Here is a 19,633-nt window from a genome sequence, read left to right on the forward strand (position 1 = left end):
TATCGTAAATTTTCAATGATTCGCTTTACTTGCAACGAAACTAAGTTAAGTTGATGAAAATACCATTTTCTTTTGATATAAAAATCACTTAGCTAAACGGAATATTGGGTAGACAGAAATTAAAGCTGTTTCATTATTGTCTCGTTTTGTTAACAGCTAATTTTAGCGAACTTAATGTAGATTCTGAAGTGGAACTAACATTAGTGGTAGAAGGTAATACCGGACGTTTAGCATTTAATGTTTCTAAAATTTCAGCTTGCTCACCTTCTTTAAGCGTAATTTCTAAATGTATTGGTTCATATCCTACGAATTGTACTAACATATTATGCGTTCCAGCTGTTAGGTCGTTAAATTCAAAATTGCCTCTAAAATTCGTTTGTGTAGAATGAGCAGCGTTGTCTAACGTTACTGAAGCCATTAGTAATGGCTCATTGAAAAACTCACCGTCTAAAATTTTACCTTTAATAGAGCTAGTCTCTTGTGCAAAAGACAAAGAACAAATCATTAAAGCGAATAGAATATATAATTTCTTCATTTTAAAAATAACTGGCGCAAAGAAAACAACTAAAGGTTAAGAAAAGGTTATCTAAGGATTATTAATATATATTTTAAAGGTTAAGATTCTAGTGCATAATATTTTACGGGATTATTGAAATATGTTTAAGTTTTCATTTTAAAGCGCTGCTGGCTTATTCTCAGATTATTTACTGTAATTGGTGCTTATTAAATCAAAATTGGTAAATGCCGTATCTTGCAGGCTTTAAAATAATAAACATGAATTGGGAGCAATTACTTTCTTTAAGAAGACAGGGAGATAAGAATAAAAGGTTACGAAATGAACAAGATGAAACCCGTTTAGGGTTCGATGTTGATTATGACCGGATTATATTTTCTTCCGCATTTAGAAGTCTTCAGGATAAGACCCAAGTAATACCACTTTCAAAAACCGATTTTGTACATACTAGACTGACCCATAGTCTTGAAGTTTCTGTGGTAGGAAGAAGTTTAGGCAGGTTGGCAGGGAAAAAAATAATTGAAAAACACCCTTATCTAAAAGAAATTCACGGGTATAAATTCAATGATTTTGGAGGTATTGTAGCCGCGGCAGCTTTAGCACATGATATAGGAAACCCTCCTTTTGGTCATAGTGGTGAAAAAGCAATTGGCGAATATTTTAAAACCGGGAACGGATTAAGGTTTAAGGAACTACTTTCCAAAGAGGAATACCAAGATATTATAGATTTTGAGGGGAATGCTAACGGATTTCGATTATTGACCCAGGATAGGGCAGGAGTTTCTGGCGGTCTGCGTTTAAGCTACGCTACACTAGGTGCTTTTATGAAATACCCTAAGGAGTCATTACCAAAAAAACCAACGAACCATATTTGCGATAAAAAGTTTGGGTTTTTTCAAAGTGAGAAACACATTTTTGAAGGTGTTGCAGAAGATTTAGGTCTGCAAAGTAGAAGTACCGATGGAACTATTTCTTACGGTAGGCATCCGCTAACATTTTTAGTTGAGGCAGCAGATGATATCTGTTATACCATTATAGACTTTGAAGATGGTATAAACCTTGGGTTAATATCAGAAGATTATGCTCTTGAATACTTAATAAAATTGGTTAAAGATACTATAAATACCAATAAGTATAATTCTTTGGAATACATGGAAGATAGGCTTAGTTATTTACGTGCCCTAGCCATAAACACACTGATCCAAGATGCTGTTTCTATATTTATCGAGAACGAAGAAAGTATTTTGAACGGTACTTTTGAAGTCTCACTATTGGAGAAAAGCAAATTTAAAGCTCAAATTGAAGATATCATAAGCTTGAGTGTTCAGAAAATATATCAATCTCAAGAAGTAGTTGAAAAAGAGATAGCTGGTTATACCATTATTTCTGATATTCTAGATGTATATATAGATGCTTTGATTGGTAAGAAAAACAACAATGCCTCTAACTACCATAAACTTATTTTAAGAACCTTGCCCGGATTTTATCAAGATACGAATGTATCATTGTATCAAATTGTTTTGAATACATGCTGTTATGTTGCAAGCCTATCTGATAGTGCTGCAGTACATATGCACAATAAAATTAAAGGTAAAACACTTTAGAAGCCGTATAGAATACCTACTCCTAATACTTGTTTGAACTGAATTTTGGGTACACCGGCATTCACAATAGTGCCGTTATCGTTTTTGACAACGTCAAATAGAATATCGTCATCGTAGATCATTTGGGTTCCTAAATTGGTGCTTATGAATTTATTCACCTTCATATTAAGGGTAAGCTCCCAATCAACATCTACATTACCAAAGCTTTTAGTATAATCGGTATATAGGTTCAATCTGCTTTTTAGCTCAACATTGTCTGCAATATTATAATTGAGATTATTGGTGATTAGAATACCAAGTTCCAATAAATGATTCTTACCCGGGGTGATTACATTACCATCTGCATCTAAAATGGCTTCTTCTACACCGAAAGCCCCATTGTCTGCTAAATCTTGATCTAAAACGAAGGTAGATTTTTGGGTTAAAGGGGATAGGTAAAGGTTGAATTTTTCATCTTTTGTGATAAAAGAGGTACCCGCACCAAATAATAAATAACCGGGCGCCATAAATCTTGAAATGGGCGTGTCTCTGTCGGGGTAGGTGTAACCGTTAGAAAACTGTGTGTTGAAATTTAGCTGCACAGAATAAAACCACCTACTGGTATTTTCTTTTTTAAAGCCAAGGTTAGAGGTTAAACGAATGACATCTTCTGTTTTTCTAAGTTTTTGCCCTTCTTGCGCATTTAATCCGTAGCGTAATTCTAAATTATTTTCCCACTGAAAATTACTGAACTTATATTTTCTGGCAAATTTTAGAAATCCTAATCCGCTAATGGCATTGTCACCACCGGCATTCCAGTTTACAAATGCTACTTCACTTATATTAATACCAAAGCTATTTTCTGTTTCCCAGAATGAAGGCACTCTAAAACGTTTAAAACCTTTTTGTAAGGTCTTGGTTTTATTAAAATCTATATTCGGTATTTGAAGGTTGACATCTTTTTTTGGCGTATAGATTTTATCTACCGTTCTACGAATTACAATAGTGTCAATAGCTATGCTGTCTACAGTTACACTATCTACAATTATTGGCGCCGGTATGGTGTCTTGACCAAAAAATAATGTGGTTACCAAGAGAAGTAACGGAAGTATTAGTTTATGCGATTTTGAAACCATTATTTTCATAGAAATTGTTGTACATATTGTTTTACGGACATCTTATCTATCCCTGCGTTTATATACAGTTTTTCGGTAGCACCGTGTGTTATAAAGACATCAGGAATACCAAATATCTTAATTATTTTGTGGATTCCAACATTATTTGCAAATTCTAACACGGCACTACCAAATCCACCAACAGCTGAGCCATCTTCAAGCGTAATAATATGCTCGTATTTCTGTAAGATTTCTTTTAATAAAATGGCATCCAGCGGTTTAATAAATGGAAAATCATAATGAGCAATTGCTGTATGTTGATCTAATTCTGACTGCAAATTTGATGCCATATTTCCTATTGGGCCTGTACTTAAAATGGCAATTTTGGTTCCTTCTTTTAAAACTCTCGCTTTTCCAATAGCTAGTTTTTTCATTGGTGCTTGCCAATCTATTAAATTACCTCTGCCACGTGGATACCTGATGGCTATAGGATGGTCTAAACCTAATTGTGCGGTATACATTATATTGCGTAGCTCAATTTCATTTAGCGGTGAAAATATAATTAGATTTGGTATGCATCTTAAATAAGAAATATCAAAAACACCGTGATGCGTTGGTCCGTCTTCACCCACCAATCCTGCACGATCTAAGCAGAAAATTACTGGTAAATTTTGTATAGCTACATCATGTATAACCTGATCATAGGCACGTTGTAAAAATGTAGAGTAGATATTACAGAATACGACCAAACCGTCAGTAGCCATACCTGCAGCCAACGTTACCGCGTGCTGTTCTGCGATGCCAACGTCAAAAGCCCTATCGGGTATAGCTTCCATCATAAATTTTAAAGAACTGCCTGTTGGCATTGCGGGAGTTATACCTACTATTTTTTCATTCTTTAGGGCAAGTTCAACTAATGTCTTACCAAATACATCTTGAAACTTGGGTGGTTGGGCAACGTTTGTTTTCTTTTGTAGTTCACCCGTTTGCTTATTAAATTTACCGGGCGCATGATAGGTAACCTGATTTTCCTCTGCCTTTTGCAACCCTTTTCCTTTCGTGGTGATTACGTGTAGCAATTTAGGACCTTCAATATGCTTTAAACGTTCTAATTCTTTTGCCAAACCGTACAAGTCATGACCGTCTATAGGACCTGAGTAATTGAAATTAAGGCACTCAAAAATATTCTCTTCTTTTGCAGTGCCAATTTTTACGTTGGTCAAGTATTTTTTTAATGCACCAACACTTGGGTCGATTCCCATGGCATTGTCATTGAGAACCACTAGAATATTCGCATTGGTAACACCGGCATGGTTTAATCCTTCAAAAGCCATACCGCTGGCTATAGAAGCATCTCCAATAACGGCAATATGTTGTCTTTGAAATTTACCTTGTAATTGGGCAGCTAAAGCCATACCTAACAGAGCAGAAATAGAAGTGGAGCTATGCCCCGTGCCAAAAGCATCATATTCGCTTTCTTGCATTTTTGGAAAGCCACTTATGCCGCCTAACTGTCTATTGGTATTAAAAATATTTTTTCTACCGGTCAGTATTTTATGACCGTAGGCTTGGTGTCCAACATCCCAAATTAGCTTGTCTGTAGGTGTGTTAAAAACATAGTGTAGTGCAATGGTCAATTCTACAACACCTAAACTGGCACCTAAATGACCCTCTTTAACCGAAACAATGTCAATTATAAACTCACGTAGTTCAACAGCCAATTGTTCCAAATCTTTTCCTTTTAAAGATTTAAGGTCGTTGGGTGAATTGATATGTTCTAGTATCGATTTCAAACTGTGGGTATAATGAAGACAAAAATACTTTTTTAAAAATGAAACTGTCGTATTTTTGAACCTATGGTTTTACCTTACGATGATACTTATTTTATGAAAAAGGCGCTACAAGAGGCAGAGTACGCCCTCGAAGCTGGCGAAGTACCTGTAGGTGCGGTAATCGTAGTACAGGATAGAATCATTGCAAGAGCCCATAACCTTACCGAAAAACTGAACGATGTAACCGCACATGCAGAAATGCAGGCAATTACTTCGGCCGCAAATTTTTTAGGTGGAAAATATTTAAAGGACTGTACGCTTTACGTAACCTTAGAGCCATGCCAAATGTGTGCAGGAGCGTTATATTGGAGCCAGATCGGTAAAATCGTTTATGGCGCTACAGATGAACAGCGTGGGTGCGGAGTTATGGGAACTACATTACATCCTAAAACCAAAATATTAGGTGGTGTTTTAGAAGATGAAGCTGCAAGTTTATTGCTTCAGTTTTTTGCAAAAAAAAGAAAATAGGATTTAGTATAAATGAAAAACCACGCAATAGCGCGGTTATCTAGTTTTTCATGAAAGGAATTTATAGTACTTGTACTTGTCCGGCAACTGTGCCTTTTCTTCCTTCTTCCTCTTCGTAGCTCACTTTATCACCTTCTCTAATTTCCGTGCCGTGTAAAGCGGTGGCATGAACAAAAATATCTTTTCCAGTTTCTTCATTGGTTATAAATCCATAACCTTTAGATTCATTGTAAAATTTGACGGTACCAATCATTGTATTGAAATTTTAATATTAACATTCTAATTTAATATTTTTTCCTGTTGATTGGTAGGAAATTGAGGGTTTATTTTTCAGGAGTGTCTTGATTATCAGTGTTTCTAGGCTTTTTTCCTTGCATTTTTCTCACATTTTCATCTGTAAGCATATAATCGTTGAATTTTTTACCCTTGCTTTCTTTTATCAAAAAAAGTGGCATTGCCAATAAAAACAGTCCTAAAGTACCTGAACCAATAAATCTATGTGATAATGCTTCTTGGCCAACATCTAGGCTAAATCCATAAATGATTAGTCCTATGGAGATTAAAACTATAATGGTGATGATGTATTTCATGTTGTTTCTTTTTCTAAAAGATTTGAGGAATTTACTTTTTATTTGGTAAAACGTATCAATTCTCTTCTGTAAGCGGTCAATAATTTTGATTTAGATACAAAACCCATGTATTTTCCATTTTTAACAACGGGTAAATTCCACGCGCCACTATCTTGAAATTTTTGCATGACAATCTGCATACTATCCAACCCGTAATAAATATGATCTGGGGCTTTATGCGTAAAGGTTTCCACCTTTGTGGTGTTGTACAATTTGGTATCGAACATAAATTCTCTAATATCATCTAAAAGAATAATGCCCAAAAACCGCTGATTTTCATCAACTACGGGAAAAATGTTCCTGGTAGATTTTGCAACGGAATCATGTAACATTTCACCTAAAGTCATCTCTGGATGCACAATTTTAAAATTAGTTTCAATTACAGATTCTAGGTCCATTAGCGTAAGAACAGCTTGGTCTTTATCATGGGTCAATAAATCGCCACTTTCAGCTAGCTCTCTCGTGTAAATAGTGTAATCTACCGTGTTTTTAGTGATAAGGTATGATATAGATGCCGTAATCATCAGAGGAACAAATAAAGCATAACCACCAGTGATTTCCGCAATTAAGAAAATAGCGGTTAATGGGGCATGTTGTACTCCAGCAATAAGACCGGCCATACCAATTAACGTAAAGTTACTCTCTGATACTGAAAACCCTAGTCCAGAATTATTGATAATCTTGGCAACTACATTACCTAAAGCACTACCCATTACCATGGTTGGGATAAAAATACCACCAGCACCACCTGCAGCCAGTGTAGTGGTCATGGCAACAGCCTTAAAAATGGTAATACCTATTAATAGGGCAATTACAATCCAGATGTTGTTTGTGTAGGTATCAAAAGGAGTTTTGCCTAAAGCAGTAATGTGGTCACCTATAAGCAAGTAGTTTATAAAGGAAAACCCTTCACCATATAAAGGCGGGATCATATATAGCATAATGCCTATAGCTAAACCACCAACTAAAAGGCGGTATTTCGGACTTTTTAATGGTTTAAAGAGGTTTACGATTCTAAAGTACATTTTGGTAAAATAGATAGATGCTATCGCAGTGCCAACCCCTAAAAGAATATAGAATAAGGTGTCTTTAATTTCAAAGGGTTCTGTATTGGAAAAATTTAATAAAACCTCATTTCCCATGAAAAAGTAGGAAGTAAGCACACCGCTTATGGAAGCTAGTAATAAGGGTAACATGGATATCATGGTAAGATCCATACTAAATACTTCTACGGCGAAAATTATGGCCGCAATGGGCGATTGAAATATGGAGGATATAGCGCCTGCCGAAGCGCAAGCAATTAACAGGGAACGAGTTTTTGAATTGATATGAAACAGGCGTCCTAGATTTGAACTTATAGCTGCGCCCGTTGCAACAGCAGGTCCTAACAACCCTACAGATCCACCAAAACCTACAGTTAACGGAGCAATAATAAGTTGGGTGTATACTTGCTTTACATCTATGTGGCCTTTGTTTTTAGATAAAGAAAACAGAATAGAGGATACGGCATGATTAAGTTTCTCTTTATGAATGTATTTTACATAAAGATATACCAATGTAAGACCGATAATAGGGAGGATGAAATACAGTTGATTGCTAGAGAATATAATTCCTTTTTCAAGCGATGCCTCAATGAAGTAGGTTATGTTTTTAAGGGTAACGGATGCCAAGCCGGCTAAAAGCCCTACAACTACACTTAAAATATATATAAAGGTCTTTTGGGAGATGTTCTTATATCTCCACTTATAAATACGCTTTAAAAGGTTGTTCGCTTGAATGGGCATGTTTTGGCCATAACATTAGTAAGGGTCAAAGGTATTTAATTACTGGCTATGATTTTTGATTTAAGCTCTTCTAAATCTTCAAGATAAATTTGGCGTAGGGTTTCTACATAACCTCTGTTATTATAATAGCCGTTGTTGAAATCTACAATGGCATCATCAATCATGTTTAAAGCTGTCTTTTTATCTCCTTCATTTAATAGTAGCTGTGCTTTGTAATATTTAGCATCTGCAGAGCTGGTAAAGTACTGAATAACTTTGTCAAAATTCTTATTTGCTTTTTTACTATTATCAGCTTCATAATAGGCTATACCCCTATAGAGAAATGCTTCAAGTTCTACCCAATCTTCACCAGAATCTTCAGTTTCCTTGGTAATGTGCTTGTCCCAAAATGCAATTGAATTCTCATAATCTTTTGCTCCTAAATACGCAATGCCACGCCAAAAATCGACACTATGTCCTTGTGGATAGTCTAAATACGGAGTTAGCGTATCTGATGCGTTAAAATCTGCAATGGCTTTTTCGTAATCTCTGTAGAACCACAAGTAGAGATAACCTCGCCATGGAATTCGTTGTTCAGGATTTAATGCTGCTGCTTTATTATATTGAGGTAGCCATTTGTGTGGTAATCCACGTTTTAGGTCGGCTACTGATAGTTCATAAACCCCAGGTTCATATGTTGGGTCTATAGCTACAGCTTCAGCTATACCATTTTGAAAAGCAACTGAGCCTTGCATATAAAATGCAGCATCTTCAAACCTTTCTTCGGCTAGGGTTCTTGGGTCTTTTACGTTGTCACTCTTTCCACAGGAAATAAATAACAAGAATGTAAAGCCACTAAGGAATAATTTCGACCACTTTTCCATTTTCTATTCGATAAGATATATACATGTAATAATTGCCAGGATCTTCCCTAAATTCTAGAGTATTCCAATTTTCTGGCATTGCGGTAAAAGTTAAAAGGGAATCTACCATTTCTGAATTCAATTCTTTTTCCTCTAAGTCTAAATTCATTTGAACAATTTCAAACCAGCCGGGATTTCCATCACAATTCACTAAAAAGCGAAAGTTTATGTAACCAGATTCGGTAAACGAATCACCTGAATACTTGTTTGCTAGGTTTATTCTAAATTGCCTTTTGGTATTTTTATAAGCGTCTAAGCCAGCGCCATTGTACGTGCGGTAAATTTTACCATTATTGCATAAGCTATATGTATTATTCAATAGCGCCTTTTCTGGGTCTATGTAACCTATGTAGTTTTTATATGGTTGGTCAGTAGTGTCGAAATCCTTTTTAAACTTAAGGTAAAAGTACCCAGCCGCAGCACCAATGATTAGAACTATGCCCAATAAACTATACAATACAACTTTTACCCATTTTTTCACAAAGTGAATTTAACAAAAAATACCTTACGTAGTGTGGTAGTTGATTTGTAAGGTATCCAATTGAAGAGAAGAGCAAACAAAAAAATCCCGGACTAGGCGGGATTTTTTATTATCACTTTGTCAAGATGGTTTATTCTTGAATATCCAACTTCAAGTTCAATTCTTTCAATTGCTCATTATCAATTGGGGCAGGGGCATCGATCATGACATCTCTACCGCTATTATTTTTAGGGAAGGCAATGAAATCCCTAATCGTTTCTTGTCCGCCTAAAATAGATACAAGTCTATCCAAACCAAATGCTAGTCCGCCATGTGGTGGTGCACCGTATTGGAATGCATCCATTAAGAAACCGAATTGTGCTTTTGCTTCTTCAGGAGTAAAGCCTAAGTGCTTGAACATGGTTGCTTGCATATCCTTATCATGTATACGAATAGAACCACCGCCTATTTCGTTTCCGTTCAATACCAAATCGTATGCATTTGCACGTACAGCACCTGGGTCAGTATCCAGTAATTCTAACTGACCTGGTTTTGGTGATGTAAATGGGTGGTGCATGGCATGGTAATGACCAGTTTCTTCATCAAGCTCCAACAATGGGAAATCTACTACCCATAATGGTGCAAATTCGTTTGGTTTTCTTAATCCTAGTCTAGTTGCCATTTCCATACGTAAGGCACTTAACTGTGTTCTTGTTTTATTGGCATCACCAGAAAGTACACATATAAGATCACCTGGTTTGGCGCCTGTTGCTTCTGCCCATTTTGCTAAATCGTCCTGGTCGTAGAATTTATCTACGGTAGATTTAAAGCTTCCATCTTCATTGCATTTTACGTAAACCATTCCGTTAGCACCAATTTGTGGGCGCTTAACCCAGTTTACCAAGGCATCTAACTCTTTTCTAGTATAAGAAGCAGCACCTGGTACGGCAATACCAACTACTAGTTCAGATGAATTGAAAACTCCAAATTCTTTATGCTGTGCAATAGCGTTTAATTCAGCGAACTCCATTCCAAAACGAATATCTGGCTTATCGTTACCGTATTTAGCCATAGCATCATCATACGTCATTCTCGGGAAAGAATCGATTTCAACACCATTCACTTCTTTTAAAAGGTACTTGGTCAAGTTCTCGAATACGTTAAGTATATCTTCTTGCTCAACAAAGGCCATTTCACAATCTATCTGTGTAAACTCTGGCTGTCTATCGGCACGTAAATCTTCATCTCTAAAACACTTTACAATCTGAAAGTATTTATCCATACCACCCACCATTAGCAACTGCTTAAAGGTTTGTGGCGATTGTGGTAGGGCGTAAAACTGCCCTTCGTTCATACGGCTAGGTACCACGAAATCTCTAGCACCTTCTGGTGTAGATTTTATTAAATACGGAGTCTCTACTTCTATAAAGCCTTCGCCCGATAAAAATTTACGAACTTCCATGGTTACCTTACTTCTAAAAATAAGGTTGTTTTTTACAGGATTTCTACGGATGTCTAAATACCTATATTTCATACGTAGGTCTTCTCCACCATCAGTTTCGTTCTCTATAGTGAACGGCGGAGTCTTAGATTCGTTTAAAATGGTTAATTCGGATACCAAAACTTCAATATTACCCGTTGGGATGTTTGCGTTTTTGGAAGCTCTTTCAATAACCTCACCTTTAATTTGAATAACAAACTCTCTTCCTAGATTTCTAGCTTGCTCTAAAAGTTCTGCATTGGTACGGTCTTCATCAAGAACTAGTTGTGTAATACCATAACGATCACGTATATCTACCCAAACAACAAAACCTTTGTCTCTTGTTTTGGAAACCCACCCAGAAAGGGTAACTGTTTCGCCAATATGTGATTCTCTTAATTCCCCGCAGGAATGGCTTCTATACATAACATGTGCTTTAATGAAAGGGCAAATTTAAGAAGTCTATTTCATTATAGGTCTATATGAAAGGCACGTTTTATAGGATGACCGGTTTATGTTATAATCGATACTATTTTAATCTAAACACTTAATAAACAGGTTAATATAGCTCTAATGTAAAGTTAATGTTATGTAAAAGTTACCAAAACATTGATTAATTGCAAAATAATTGTATCTTTATCTCGTTAGTGTATTGTAAAATAATAATCCCAAAAAAAAATATATCATGAAAAAAATCTTAATTATAGCCGTAATGGCATTGTCTTTAGGAGCATATGCTCAAGTTGATCCTACTTTTGAAAAAGAAGGAGATAAAGTAAAAGCTACTTACTTTCACGCAAATGGAGAAAAGTCTCAAGAAGGATACTTTTTAAATGAGAAGTTAGAAGGTGAATGGAAAATGTTCAATGAAAAAGGAGATAAAATTGCTATGGGTAACTATGAGAACGGTATTAGAACCGGTAAGTGGTTATTCTGGGAGGGTGATGTACAAAGCGAAGTAAGTTTTGATAATAACAGAATTGCAAGTGTATCTAAAGCAAACACAAAAGATCCTGTTGTTAGTAATAAATAAACTAACTAACTCAAATAAAAAGCCCGTATCAATTATGATACGGGCTTTTTTATGCTATTAACTTTAAGTGTATTATGCTACACTTTCAAATTGTTCGTTTTGGTCGTTGCTCTTGTTTCCAAAACTGCTGATCTTGACTTTTATGCGATATACTATATTGAATAGTACAGGCACAATGATTAGAGTTAAGAAGGTAGCAACCAATAAACCGAAGATTACGGTCCATGCCAATGGCCCCCAGAAAATTACGTTGTCACCACCTATATAAATATGTGGGTTAAACTCTGAGAACAGGGCAAAGAAATCAATGTTTAGACCAATAGCCAACGGAATCAATCCTAATACTGTTGTTATGGCTGTCAATATTACGGGTCGTAATCTTGCCTTACCACCTACGATCATGGAATCTGTTGCATCATCCATGGTTAACAAATCACCGTCTTCTATACCCAGACGTACCTTTTTACGATCTATTAGAATTTGGGTATAATCGAGGAGCACCACACCGTTATTTACTACAATACCGGCTAATGATATAATACCCATCATGGTCATCATAATTACGAATGACCATCCGGTAATCATCAATCCTCCAAACACTCCTATAAAGCTTAGGAAAATGGCAATCATAATAATCAATGGTTTAGATATACCACCAAATTGGAAAATTAGAATAAGCATGATCAATCCTAATCCTGAGAAAAATGCACCTACTAAGAACGCTTGTTGCTTCGCTTGCTCTTCTAATTGACCTGTATAATCAATTTTAACGGTAGCGGGAGTTCCATCAAAACTTCCCATTTCATTTTGGATTTCGGCAACAATAGCTCCGGCATCCGTGAAACCAGGTTTTAATCCGGAGTAAATAGTTACAACTCGTTTACCATCACGGTGTTTAATAGCACTATAACCAGATGTATTTTTTTCTTTTGCTACCGCAGAAATCGGAATCTCCTTTATCTGTCCGTTAGCAGGGTCTCTAAAAATGATATTCTGATTGAAAAGCGCGCTCTTGTTGTACCTTAAATCTTCATTAAATCTAATGTTGATATCATAATCTTCACCATCCTCTTTGTAAACACCTGCTTTTTCACCAAAAATAGAACGTCTTAGTTGATTACCTACTTGACCAACGGCAACACCTAATTCTCCCGCTTTTTGGCGATCTACAATTACTTGCATGGCTGGTTTGCCCTTGTTTACATCTATTTTCAATTCTTCAATACCAGCGATATTTTTAGTATTGATGAAGTTTTTAATGTCTTCAGCAGTATTGATCAGTTCGTCATAATCGTTACCCTCAAGTTCAATGTTAATTGGGAAACCTGCTGGCGGTCCATTAGCATCTTTCTCTACCGATATGGCAACACCAGGATAAATGCCCTGTAATGCGGCTTGTACACGACCACGAATATCTTCGGTATTTAAACCATTACGAAATTTATACTCGCTAAAGTTTACGGTTACCTTACCCTTATGTGGCATTTCGGCAGAAGAACCACCATCGGTAAGCGGATTACCGGCACCTTCACCTACTACAGATACAGCAGATGCCATCATAAAGTTTTCACCCTTTTTATTCTTGTACATATCATCATCCATGATTGCGTACACCTGGTTCTCAACCTCTTTGGTAATCTCATTGGTCTTCTCAATAGATGTTCCCTCAGGATATTCTACATACACATAGATTTCATTTGGTTTGTTATCTGGGAAGAATTCAATTTTAGTTCTACCGCTACCAACAGACATACCAAATAACATGAATACACCGATTAGCATTAAGAATGTTATACCAAAATACCAGTATACATTACTTCCTCTTAAGGCGTGCTTTAATCGACGTTCATACCAATTTTCAAAACGTGCCATTGTATTCTTCTGGAATTTAATAGCAGATCCCTTGATGATATATTTGTATGCCCAGAACATGATCGCAGTAAGGATCAATACAGAACCTAAGCCGCGCATTGCACCACCAAAAATTAAAATTAACGCTCCTAGACCAACTAGAATTGCACTCATTCTAATCAATTGCTTTAGGGTCAGTTCTTTTTCATCGGTACTCATGAATTTGGAAACCAACATAGAGTTCATGAATATGGCCACAAATAATGAGGATCCCAATACAACGGATAATGTAATAGGGAAGTAGATCATAAACTGCCCAAATATACCGGGCCAAAGACCTAAAGGAACAAATGCTGCCACAGTTGTAGCTGTCGATATAATAATTGGGTAGGCAATTTCACCGATACCTTTTTTAGCGGCCTCTATTCTAGACATGCCTTCGTCCATTAATCGGTATACATTTTCAACAACTACAATACCATTGTCAACCAACATACCAAGCCCCATAATCATTCCGAAGAGAATCATGGTATTAAGCGTGTAACCTAGCCATGAAAGAATTACAAATGACATGAACATGGACATCGGTATTGCAAAACCAACGAATAATGCATTCCTAAAACCTAAGAAAAACATTAAAACGGTTACAACGAGTATAATACCAAAGATGATATTGTTTACCAAATCATCAACTTGGTTCAATGTACGCGTAGAAGAATCATTGGCAATAGAGATATTTAAATCTGGAGGAAAGTAATCGGCTTTCTCTTTCTTTACCAATGCTTTTATTTTATCGGCCGCAGAAATGGAGTTTCTACCCGCTCTCTTCTTAACATCGAGCATTACTACGTTATTCCCAAATTCACGAGCATAAGTAGTTTTGTCTTTTGCCTGAAAGTTAATCGTCGCAATATCTTTTAAGTATACGGCACCGTTCTCAGATTTAACCACAAAGTTGTTCAGTTCTTTAGGATCCTCTACTTCACCTAAAATACGAATGGTACGTCTTTGTCCAACAGTTTTCAAATTACCGGCAGACATTGTCATGTTCCCATTGCTTATAGCGCTGATAACATCTTGAAAGCTAATTTTAGCAGCCATCATTTTGTAGATGTCAACACCAACTTCCACCTCTAAATCTTGTGCTCCACGAATGTCCGCTTGTTTAATTTCTTGTAGATCTTCTACTTCATCTTGTAGGTATTCTGCAAATTCCTTTAATTTCTCTACAGGATAATCACCTGTAAAGTTGATGTTCATAATAGGCACTTCTTCAGAGAAGTTAAGGTCAAATACATTTGGTTCTACTTTGGCACCGTTAAAAGTTGGCCAGTCTTCACTCGCTTTTTCACTGTCTACCTCATCTTTTACCTTTTGCTTAGCTTGTTCAACGGTAATGTCCTCGTCAAATTCTATGGTTAAAATGGCATAATCTTCTTGAGAAGTTGAGGTAATCTCAACCACATTACTAATGTTCTTTAACCTGTCTTCTAAAGGATCCGTAATCAGTTTTTCAATATCTTCAGCGGTGTTACCAGGGTATGGTGTACTAATGTAGATCTTGGTTTCTATAATTTCTGGAAAATCTTCTCTAGGCATGGCCATATAGGCACTAAATCCCAACCAAAGAAAAATGGCTATCATGACATAAATAACCGAAGGGTTATCAATGGCCCAAGACGATATACCGAATTCCTTATCGGCGTTCTTTTGTACTTTGCTCATCGATATTTATTTTTTGATTTTTACTTTTTGACCATCCTTAACGCTTCTGGCACCTTCTTTTATAATTTGGTTACCATCAGCTAAACCAGATAATACTTCAATATTGCCACCTTGGGTTTTACCAGTTGTGATAACGCTTCTTTTTACTAGAGCTTCTCCATCAGTATTAGGCTCTTCCGCTACGAATACATACTGCTCACCGTCTGCATTTTCTGAAATTATACTGGTTGGTATCAAAATAGCTTCTTCACTTGTATAATCGTTTATAGCAACCTTTGCAGTTAAATTAGGTTTTATTCTACCTTCTTTGTTAGGTACGGGAATTTCAGCTTCAAAAGAACGGTTAGAAGGATTGATGAAATTACCTGTCTCTCTAATTTTGGTAACAATGCTGTCGCCTAAAACAGGAAAGTATACCAATGCTTCTTTTCCTTTGGTTACATTGCCAATGTAAGATTCTGGGACCTCTACTTCAATATACATGTCTGAAAGATTTACAATACGAAAAACTTCAGAACCTGGACCTGGAGCAACCACTGTACCTTGATCTTTTATTACATTATCAATGATACCGGAGAATGGAGCTCTAATAGTAGATTTTCCTAATTGACTCTGTGCCTGAGATACCATATTTTCAGCAGCTTCATAATTGGTTTTAGCCTGTAAGAATTGAATTTCTGAACCAATATTCTGATTCCATAAACGTTCTTGGCGTTCAAAAGTAGTTTTAGCCAGTGCGGCCTGAGATTTCAGTTGACTTAATTGGCTTGACATACCACCATCATCAATAGTAGCCAATACCTGACCTCTAGAAACTTTAGCACCTTCTTTAACATAAACCCTTTGTAGTGTACCTGCCATTTCTGGATAGATCAATACATTTTGTTTGGTAGAAACATCGCCCTGTAATTCTAGAAAGTGATTAAATACTTCTTTTTTAGCGGTTAAGGTATTTACCAAAGGTAATTTTTCCACATTACCTAAAATACCGATAGCGGAATCCAATGATTTAAGTTGGGCATCGATAATTTTTTGCTGAGCTGTAATTTCATTCTTCTTTACTCGTATGGCCTCTAAATCTTGTTGGGATATAATATCCGCTACCGATTGTTCGCCGTCACCGCACGAGTAAATGCCTATGGTTGCAGTTAATAAAATTAGTATTTTCTTCATGATTGTATTTTTAATGATTGATTATTTAGTCTTTTGTATTTATGATGATTTCCAACTCGGTCTTTTTATTTATAACCTCAACCATAGATTGTAAGAATTCTTGTTGGGTGGTATATAATTGGGTTTGAGCCTGTCTTAACTCAAAACTGGTGGCTAAACCTTCTTTATATTTTATTTGGTTTTTATTTTCAATACGTTCAGATAGCATTAGGTTTTGTTTGGCAGTTTCATAATTATCAATAGCTAATGTGTAGTTATTCTTTGCATTTTCTAATTGTAATCTAATCTGTTGTTCTGCCTCTGTTAACTGTGTTTTTGCTTTTTCTAAAGCAATTTTAGCACGTTGCGTACTGGCGCTTCTTTTTAAAGAACTAAAAATTGGAATATTGAGGTCTAAACCTAAAATGGAAGAATCAAACCACTCTTGATCTCCACTAAAAAAATCAAAGCTTTCTGAGTAGGCAGAACTACCGTAGTTGATGTATGCATTTAACGTTGGTAGTGCACGACTTCTGGCTAATTTCCATTCAAAAAAGCGTTGTTCATTTAAATTCTCCGCTAGTTTGTAATCTACGTTGTCTTCAATATTAAAATCGGTAGTTAGAATACCTAAATCCATTTTTGACATCGTTAAATCTTCTAGTTTCTCTTGCAGTTGAGTTGGTGCGTTAAGATCTAGCCCCATACTTACATTTAGCATTTGTAAAGTAATTTCCTTAAGTCTAAGCGTATTTTGCAACTGATTTTCTATAGATGATAAGGTGATCTGTAACTGATCAACACTTTCTTCATCTCCTAATCCGTTTTCAAATAATTTTGAGGTTTCAAAAAGTGTCTTTTCAAGCGTTTCTTTATTCTTCTCTAATATTTTTACGCTCTCTTCAGCTAGAAGTACATTGCCGTATGCTTCAACTACCTGCTTTCTAACATCTAAATCGGTTTTCTCTTTGTTGTTGTCGCTATAACTTAAAAAAGCCTTGGTAGCCTGTACGCCAACAATATACGAGCCGTCAAAAATTTGTTGAGTTAGGGTAGCTGTTGCAGTCATAGACTGTGGTTGAGAGAAAACTATAGGTATAAAGTCTCCTGCTTCCCCGCCTACGAATTCTGCTGGTAACAGCGAAACAGGTTGTTTTAATTGATTGGAGTACCCGACAGATCCATTTATTTGTGGTAATCCACCTGCTATAGTTTCCCATTTTTGCTTTTGGGCATCTATAATATCTCTATTTGCATTAATGGCAGTATAGTTGTTTTCCAAAGCAAACTCTATCGCCTCGTCTAAAGTGAAGGAATAGTTTTGCTCTTGTGAATATCCTAAGCTTATACTTAGAATTGTGATTAAGATTACTAATTGATTTCGCATTTATTCTTGATTTGAATTGATGATGTTGTTTAAAATTGCTTTTCCTTTTGGGGTGACTATTCCTCTAAGGTGATATTCTAAAAATGAATCCATTAGTTTAGAAATTGGAAAACGATCTAGGGGAAATACATTCTGATCTTTTATACTGTTCATACCGGTAAAATATATTCTGGCAACAAATTCAGGATCTATATTGTCCCTAAATAACCCTTGCTCCAAACCTCGTTCTACATTTAATAATACGCAGCTATGCATTTTATCAAACTGCATGAGCTTAAGATTTTTATGAATTTTTGGATAGTATTTCATTAGTTGATACTGGGGTGAACTTTTTTCATCATTTAAATGAGACATTACATACCTTTTTATCTCATATAATTCTTCTATAGCGTTTTTCTCCATCGCTATAATTAAGTCTATACCATCACTTAAGTGGCAAAACTTGTTCATCACACAATCTTCGACCAATGAAGTTTTATTGCTGTATTCGCTGTAAATGGTTTTTTTAGACATGCCTATTTCATTGGCAATATCGTCCATTGTAATACTTTTAAAACCACGTTCCAAGAAAAGCTGTGATGCCGTATCCCGTATTTTTTCCTTCATAACGGTTGCAAATATACTGCAGGAAACTTTAAAAACTATAAAAGTTTCCAAAGTTTTACAATTTATTAATGTCATTTTTAAAAGTTCACCCGTTGTTTATGGATTCATTTCTAGCAACATAGTCTTTGTAAGCTTGTTCTCCTTCATTTTTCCAGAATTCATCATAATGTTTCCATTTAGAAAAATCATTTCTTACAGGTTTACACGGGTCAAATTTTGTAAACTTTTTGCGCTTGTTCTTTTTCTTGTTACCTGACCCATCTCCACCTCCAAAGCCAAAGATTATTTTGGAGAAAAGAAGTATTCCCAATGCTTTCCAATAATCTATTTGAGGTAATCCAAAAATATCTGGCATAAGCCAATTCCATAGGCGCATAACAATGTAGCCCACTAAAAAGGCTATAGCGAGGCCTAGTAAAACAAAAAAGAGAATTTTAAACGCCTTGTACACGTAATGTTGCACTGATTTTTCCATGTTTTTTTCCAAATTAGATTTCATAATGCTATTTTTTAATTTTCTATATTTTTAAGTAATATTGATAATGCCCTATGTCTTCTAGACATAAGTGTACCTTGTGGTATACCGGTTTCAGAGGCAATTTCTCTGTAACTGTAATTTTCAAAATCTACCGCGATGATAATGTCCCTATAAACAGGTTTTAGCTCACTAATTGCAATCTTTAGCTTTTCTCGAACGTGATGGGGATATTCGTTGGAAGTTTCATCGTAGAATAGGTTGGTGAAATCCGTCCAAAGTAGTTCTAGTTGATCTTGGTCATCTAAGCGAGATTTTTTAGTGCGAAGTATATCAGTAATCCTATTTTTGACTGCATTATATACATAACCGCCAACGTTATGTATAGGTAAAGCGTCAATAGGTCTAGAGAAAATACGTAATGCAACATCTTGTATAATGTCTTCTGCATCACTTTCTGATGTTTGTTTGATTTTAGATTGAATATAGTGTTTGATCGAACTATATTCTTCTTCAAAAAAACTATTCAGGTTCTTGTTATCTTTTTTGTTGGATGACATCCAAGAGTATTTTCAATTGGTCTTCATATATAAAGACGAAGAAGTTGAAACCTATTGCATTTTTAGGAAAGTTTTTT

General features: G+C 35.8%; 18 protein-coding genes. 3 read left to right on the forward strand and 15 right to left on the reverse strand.

Going from position 1 to position 19,633, the window contains the following annotated elements; translation table 11 throughout:
* Window positions 1–133 precede the first annotated feature (133 nt).
* The gene (locus P177_RS01890) at window positions 134–535 is read right to left on the reverse strand and encodes a carboxypeptidase-like regulatory domain-containing protein (RefSeq protein ID WP_084684594.1); all 402 of its coding nucleotides are present in this window, start codon (window positions 533–535) and stop codon (window positions 134–136) included.
* Between the two features lie 239 nt (window positions 536–774).
* Between P177_RS01890 and P177_RS01895 the strand changes: the two genes are divergently transcribed.
* Window positions 775–2,118 carry a deoxyguanosinetriphosphate triphosphohydrolase gene (locus P177_RS01895; RefSeq protein WP_036151281.1) on the forward strand — a complete coding sequence of 448 codons (1,344 nt, stop codon included), beginning with the start codon at window positions 775–777 and terminating at the stop codon, window positions 2,116–2,118.
* Here P177_RS01895 and P177_RS01900 read toward each other — a convergent pair.
* Together P177_RS01900 and P177_RS01905 are read right to left on the reverse strand one after the other, a co-directional pair.
* Window positions 2,115–3,242 carry a DUF3078 domain-containing protein gene (locus P177_RS01900; protein WP_036151283.1) on the reverse strand — a complete coding sequence of 376 codons (1,128 nt, stop codon included), beginning with the start codon at window positions 3,240–3,242 and terminating at the stop codon, window positions 2,115–2,117. The genes P177_RS01895 and P177_RS01900 overlap by 4 nt on opposite strands.
* Complete coding sequence (locus P177_RS01905) at window positions 3,239–5,005, reverse strand: 1-deoxy-D-xylulose-5-phosphate synthase (protein ID WP_036151286.1); 1,767 nt, start codon at window positions 5,003–5,005, stop codon at window positions 3,239–3,241. Before P177_RS01905 ends, P177_RS01900 begins: the two co-directional genes overlap by 4 nt.
* Window positions 5,006–5,068: 63 nt before the next feature.
* On the opposite strand from P177_RS01905, the gene P177_RS01910 reads away from it, so the two are divergent.
* Complete coding sequence (locus P177_RS01910) at window positions 5,069–5,512, forward strand: nucleoside deaminase (RefSeq protein WP_036151289.1); 444 nt, start codon at window positions 5,069–5,071, stop codon at window positions 5,510–5,512.
* A gap of 61 nt (window positions 5,513–5,573) precedes the next feature.
* Here P177_RS01910 and P177_RS01915 read toward each other — a convergent pair whose 3' ends face one another.
* From P177_RS01915 to aspS, 6 genes are all read right to left on the reverse strand, one after another.
* On the reverse strand, window positions 5,574–5,765 hold the full coding sequence (locus tag P177_RS01915; protein WP_027065298.1) for a cold-shock protein: 192 nt from the start codon (window positions 5,763–5,765) through the stop codon (window positions 5,574–5,576).
* A gap of 70 nt (window positions 5,766–5,835) precedes the next feature.
* A complete protein-coding gene (locus tag P177_RS01920) occupies window positions 5,836–6,102 on the reverse strand; it encodes a hypothetical protein (protein ID WP_036151291.1) in 267 nt (88 codons plus the stop codon).
* Between the two features lie 38 nt (window positions 6,103–6,140).
* A complete protein-coding gene (locus P177_RS01925; RefSeq protein ID WP_036151292.1) occupies window positions 6,141–7,925 on the reverse strand; it encodes a chloride channel protein in 1,785 nt (594 codons plus the stop codon).
* Window positions 7,926–7,960: 35 nt separating this feature from the next.
* Window positions 7,961–8,788, reverse strand: a complete 828-nt coding sequence (locus tag P177_RS01930; RefSeq protein WP_036151296.1) for a tetratricopeptide repeat protein — start codon at window positions 8,786–8,788, stop codon at window positions 7,961–7,963.
* Window positions 8,760–9,308, reverse strand: coding sequence for a hypothetical protein (locus tag P177_RS01935; protein ID WP_036151298.1), 549 nt, complete (start codon window positions 9,306–9,308; stop codon window positions 8,760–8,762). Before P177_RS01935 ends, P177_RS01930 begins: the two co-directional genes overlap by 29 nt.
* Before the next feature lie 130 nt (window positions 9,309–9,438).
* Window positions 9,439–11,193, reverse strand: coding sequence for an aspartate--tRNA ligase (gene aspS / locus P177_RS01940; RefSeq protein WP_036151301.1), 1,755 nt, complete (start codon window positions 11,191–11,193; stop codon window positions 9,439–9,441).
* A gap of 259 nt (window positions 11,194–11,452) precedes the next feature.
* Here aspS and P177_RS01945 point away from each other — a divergent pair, with 259 nt between their 5' ends.
* Window positions 11,453–11,800 (forward strand): toxin-antitoxin system YwqK family antitoxin, encoded by a 348-nt coding sequence (locus tag P177_RS01945; RefSeq protein ID WP_036151303.1) that lies wholly within the window; start codon window positions 11,453–11,455, stop codon window positions 11,798–11,800.
* A gap of 72 nt (window positions 11,801–11,872) precedes the next feature.
* Here the strand turns inward: P177_RS01945 and P177_RS01950 are convergent, their stop codons facing one another.
* The 6 genes from P177_RS01950 to P177_RS01975 all read right to left on the reverse strand — a co-directional run bounded on the left by P177_RS01950 (window position 11,873) and on the right by P177_RS01975 (window position 19,556).
* On the reverse strand, window positions 11,873–15,376 hold the full coding sequence (locus P177_RS01950) for an efflux RND transporter permease subunit (protein WP_036151305.1): 3,504 nt from the start codon (window positions 15,374–15,376) through the stop codon (window positions 11,873–11,875).
* A gap of 6 nt (window positions 15,377–15,382) precedes the next feature.
* A complete protein-coding gene (locus P177_RS01955; protein WP_036151307.1) occupies window positions 15,383–16,549 on the reverse strand; it encodes an efflux RND transporter periplasmic adaptor subunit in 1,167 nt (388 codons plus the stop codon).
* A gap of 25 nt (window positions 16,550–16,574) precedes the next feature.
* On the reverse strand, window positions 16,575–17,915 hold the full coding sequence (locus P177_RS01960) for a TolC family protein (protein WP_036151308.1): 1,341 nt from the start codon (window positions 17,913–17,915) through the stop codon (window positions 16,575–16,577).
* Window positions 17,916–18,521, reverse strand: a complete 606-nt coding sequence (locus P177_RS01965; protein ID WP_036157597.1) for a TetR/AcrR family transcriptional regulator — start codon at window positions 18,519–18,521, stop codon at window positions 17,916–17,918.
* 85 nt (window positions 18,522–18,606) lie between these two features.
* Window positions 18,607–19,020 (reverse strand): hypothetical protein, encoded by a 414-nt coding sequence (locus tag P177_RS01970; protein ID WP_051941675.1) that lies wholly within the window; start codon window positions 19,018–19,020, stop codon window positions 18,607–18,609.
* An 11-nt stretch (window positions 19,021–19,031) separates the two neighbouring features.
* Window positions 19,032–19,556, reverse strand: a complete 525-nt coding sequence (locus P177_RS01975; RefSeq protein ID WP_036151309.1) for an RNA polymerase sigma factor — start codon at window positions 19,554–19,556, stop codon at window positions 19,032–19,034.
* Between the last annotated feature and the right edge of the window lie 77 nt (window positions 19,557–19,633).

Origin of the sequence: Maribacter forsetii DSM 18668, assembly GCF_000744105.1 — a bacterium.
In the GTDB taxonomy this organism is placed as follows: Bacteria; Bacteroidota; Bacteroidia; order Flavobacteriales; family Flavobacteriaceae; genus Maribacter; species Maribacter forsetii.

What these genes read in the sequence shown, in the direction of transcription:
- P177_RS01890 (WP_084684594.1), bottom strand. Translation starts at nt 535, where the DNA reads ATGAAGAAATTATATATTCTATTCGCTTTAATGATTTGTTCTTTGTCT.
- P177_RS01895 (WP_036151281.1), top strand. Translation starts at nt 775, where the DNA reads ATGAATTGGGAGCAATTACTTTCTTTAAGAAGACAGGGAGATAAGAAT.
- P177_RS01900 (WP_036151283.1), bottom strand. Translation starts at nt 3,242, where the DNA reads ATGAAAATAATGGTTTCAAAATCGCATAAACTAATACTTCCGTTACTT.
- P177_RS01910 (WP_036151289.1), top strand. Translation starts at nt 5,069, where the DNA reads ATGGTTTTACCTTACGATGATACTTATTTTATGAAAAAGGCGCTACAA.
- P177_RS01915 (WP_027065298.1), bottom strand. Translation starts at nt 5,765, where the DNA reads ATGATTGGTACCGTCAAATTTTACAATGAATCTAAAGGTTATGGATTT.
- P177_RS01920 (WP_036151291.1), bottom strand. Translation starts at nt 6,102, where the DNA reads ATGAAATACATCATCACCATTATAGTTTTAATCTCCATAGGACTAATC.
- P177_RS01925 (WP_036151292.1), bottom strand. Translation starts at nt 7,925, where the DNA reads ATGCCCATTCAAGCGAACAACCTTTTAAAGCGTATTTATAAGTGGAGA.
- P177_RS01930 (WP_036151296.1), bottom strand. Translation starts at nt 8,788, where the DNA reads ATGGAAAAGTGGTCGAAATTATTCCTTAGTGGCTTTACATTCTTGTTA.
- aspS (WP_036151301.1), bottom strand. Translation starts at nt 11,193, where the DNA reads ATGTATAGAAGCCATTCCTGCGGGGAATTAAGAGAATCACATATTGGC.
- P177_RS01945 (WP_036151303.1), top strand. Translation starts at nt 11,453, where the DNA reads ATGAAAAAAATCTTAATTATAGCCGTAATGGCATTGTCTTTAGGAGCA.
- P177_RS01950 (WP_036151305.1), bottom strand. Translation starts at nt 15,376, where the DNA reads ATGAGCAAAGTACAAAAGAACGCCGATAAGGAATTCGGTATATCGTCT.
- P177_RS01955 (WP_036151307.1), bottom strand. Translation starts at nt 16,549, where the DNA reads ATGAAGAAAATACTAATTTTATTAACTGCAACCATAGGCATTTACTCG.
- P177_RS01960 (WP_036151308.1), bottom strand. Translation starts at nt 17,915, where the DNA reads ATGCGAAATCAATTAGTAATCTTAATCACAATTCTAAGTATAAGCTTA.
- P177_RS01965 (WP_036157597.1), bottom strand. Translation starts at nt 18,521, where the DNA reads ATGAAGGAAAAAATACGGGATACGGCATCACAGCTTTTCTTGGAACGT.
- P177_RS01970 (WP_051941675.1), bottom strand. Translation starts at nt 19,020, where the DNA reads ATGAAATCTAATTTGGAAAAAAACATGGAAAAATCAGTGCAACATTAC.
- P177_RS01975 (WP_036151309.1), bottom strand. Translation starts at nt 19,556, where the DNA reads ATGTCATCCAACAAAAAAGATAACAAGAACCTGAATAGTTTTTTTGAA.